The sequence below is a fragment of the Microbacterium sp. K35 genome (genome assembly GCF_004794375.1).
Classification (GTDB): domain Bacteria; phylum Actinomycetota; class Actinomycetes; order Actinomycetales; family Microbacteriaceae; genus Microbacterium; species Microbacterium sufflavum.
This window is the reverse complement of sequence record NZ_SSDM01000228.1, coordinates 1-2,827: the sequence shown is the minus strand read 5'-3', so window position 1 is coordinate 2,827 and position 2,827 is coordinate 1. Positions and strand designations below refer to the sequence as shown.

At 72.9% G+C, this 2,827-nt stretch carries 2 protein-coding genes and 1 pseudogene; 2 read left to right on the top strand and 1 reads right to left on the bottom strand.

Annotated features, from left to right (window positions below; translation table 11 throughout):
• Positions 1-1,041, bottom strand: a pseudogene (locus DW299_RS08690) (phosphoenolpyruvate carboxylase); the annotation flags it as partial.
• A 36-nt stretch (positions 1,042-1,077) separates the two neighbouring features.
• On the opposite strand from DW299_RS08690, the gene nhaA reads away from it, so the two are divergent.
• Positions 1,078-2,283 (top strand): Na+/H+ antiporter NhaA, encoded by a 1,206-nt coding sequence (gene nhaA / locus DW299_RS08685; protein WP_136036350.1) that lies wholly within the window; start codon positions 1,078-1,080, stop codon positions 2,281-2,283.
• On the top strand, positions 2,280-2,827 hold a 548-nt coding region (locus DW299_RS08680; RefSeq protein ID WP_136036349.1), incomplete at its 3' end, for a MazG nucleotide pyrophosphohydrolase domain-containing protein. The genes nhaA and DW299_RS08680, both read left to right, overlap by 4 nt.

Genomic DNA, 2,827 nt, shown 5'->3' with positions numbered 1-2,827 from the left:
TCACGCGCTCGGGGGCGTGTCGTCGGCCGAGAGCGTGAGCGTGCGGCCGATGCGGTCCAGCGCGCGCTCGAGTCCGCGCAGCACGTGGTCGGAGGCGATCTGCGAGGCCTCGCGCGTGACGGCCGCGGTGACGAACGGGTTCCCGTCGCGGTCGCCGCCCACCCACGAGCCGATGCGCACGAAGGAGGGCACCACGGGCGCGCTGGCTCCGGACTCCTCGCCGCGCAGTGCGTCGTCGATGCGGCGGTACACGTGCGGCACCGTCGTGAAGAGCGTCTCGTCGAACACGCCCATGACGGTGCGGACCTCGTCGGTCGGGGAGGGCTTCTGCGCGCGCAGCGGGGCGGTGCGCCACAGCGTGTCGATCTCCTCCAGCATGCGACGGCGGGCGCGGTGCTCCTCGGCGCTGCCCGCGCTCGCGGCGTCGTGCTGCGTGAGCAGGTCCGACAGGCGGCGGATGCTCGACGACACCGCACGGCGGCGGGCCTCAGTCGGGTGCGCCGTGAACACCGGGTGGAAGCGCAGACCGGCGAGACGGCGGCGCGCCTCGTCCTCGCCGACCTCGTCGCGCAGGCGCGCGTAGGCCGTGGCGACCGTGTCGCTCGCGTCCTCCCGCCCCGGCTGGCCGGCCCGCTCGCGCAGCACGCGCACGCGCTGGTGCTCCTCGGCGAGATTCACCAGGTGGAAATAGCAGGTGAACGCCCGCGCGACCTCGTCGGCGCGGGCGATCGTGAACGACTCGGCGATCGCCGCGGCCCGCTCGAACGCGTCGGAGGTCTCGTCCTCGTAGGCCTGGATCGTCGCGAGGCGCAGACGCTCGACGTCGTCGAACAGGTCGTCGCCGCCGGCCTCGCGGAGCACCTGGCCGAGCAGCTGGCCCAGCATCCGCACGTCGGAGCGCATGGCATCGGGAATGCCGCGACCGGCTTCGAAGCGACCGATCACGCGGATGGCCTCGGTGGGCGTCGGCTCGGAGAAAGCGGGGGAATCGGGGGTCACCCTCCGAGAGTATCCCGGGGTGAGAACGCCTCTTGCACGCATGACGGCCGGAGGACACCGCCGCCTACGATGGAGACGATGCGCATCACAGCGAACCCCCTCCGCGGTCAGCAGTTCCCCGCCGTCCTCCTGCTCGTCGCGGCCGGACTGGGGCTCCTCCTCGCGAACCTGCCCACCCACGACGCGATCGCGGGGCTGCTGGACGCGCACCTCGCGGTGCCGGGCACGGCGCTCGACCTGTCGATCGCGCACTGGGTCTCGGACGGTCTGCTGGCGGTGTTCTTCCTGGTGGTCGCGATCGAGCTGCGCCACGAGCTGACCCACGGCGAGCTCGACTCCCCGCGCAAGGCCGTGCAGCCGGCGATCGCCGCGACCGGCGGGGTGCTGGTCCCCATCCTGGTGTACCTGCTGATCGCGGGCGGCCCGGAGACGGCGTCCGGCTGGCCGATCCCCACCGCGACCGACATCGCCTTCGCGCTCGGTGTGCTGGCGATGTTCGGCCGCGGCCTGCCGTCGCGCGTGCGGGTGTTCCTGCTGGCGCTCGCGATCCTCGACGACATCATCGGCATCGTGTTCATCGCGGTGCTGTTCGCGCACGACGTGCAGTGGCTGCTGTTCGTGCTGGCCCTGGTCGGTGCGGCCGTGTTCTGGGTGCTCAGCCGGCTCCTGCACGCGAAGGGGCATCCGCTGATCGCGGTCGCGATGACCGTGGTGGGTGTGGTGACGTGGGCGCTCGTGGCGTCGTCCGGCGTGCACGCCACGATCGCGGGGGTCATGCTGGGGCTGGTGATGGCGCCGGTGCCCGCTGGCCGTACGCGGCACGCGCTCGAGCCCACGGTCAACGGGGTGATCCTGCCGGTGTTCGCATTCGTCGCGGCGTTCGTGGTGATCCCCGCGGTGGCGCCGACGGAGCTGTCGCCCGCGTTCTGGGCCATCGTGGTGGCACTCCCGGTCGGCAAGATCGTCGGCATCACGGTGTTCGGCTGGTTCGCGATGCGCATCCGCCCGCGGGGAGCCGATCCGGCGCTGCCCTTCGCCGACATCGTCGCGGCGGGAGCGCTCGGCGGCATCGGCTTCACGGTGTCGCTGCTGCTCGCGAACCTCGCGTTCGCCGCCGACGCGGGCCTGCGCGACCAGGCGATCCTCGGGGTGCTGGTCGGCTCGCTCCTGGCGCTGCTGCTCTCGGCGGTGATCGTGTCGCTGCGGGCCCGCTGGTACCGTCGCCTCGCCGGTGCCCCGTCCGGAGAGCGGGTCGCATCGGACCGAGGAGCGGAGGACGCATGAGCGGGTCTGCCGACGAGTCGCGGCCTGACGTGGATGCGCTGCGGGCCGCGGCCGACACCATGCGGGCCGTGCGCGAGCGCTGCGTGTGGTCGCAGCGCATCACCCACCGCGACCTGGTGCCGTACCTGATCGAGGAGTCGCACGAGGTGATCGACGCCGTGGAGTCCGGCACCCGCGACGATCTGCGCGAGGAGCTGGGCGACCTGCTGTGGCAGGTGCTGTTCCACGCCGCGATCGCCGCGCAGGACCCCGACGATCCGTTCGACATCGACGACGTGGCCGCCACGCTCACCGAGAAGATGGTGCGCCGTCATCCGCACGTGTTCGGCGACGAGGTCGCCACCACGCCGGAGGAGGTGCTGATCCACTGGAACGCGGCGAAGGCCGCGGAGAAGCGCACGCGGCGCAGCGTGCTCGACGGCGTGCCCCGGGGGATGCCGGCGCTCGCCCTGGCGCAGAAGCTGGTCGGCCGGGCCGCGGGGGCCGGTGTCACGGTGCCGCAGAGCCCCGTCGCGGCCACTCCGGCGTCCGAGGCGGAGCTCTG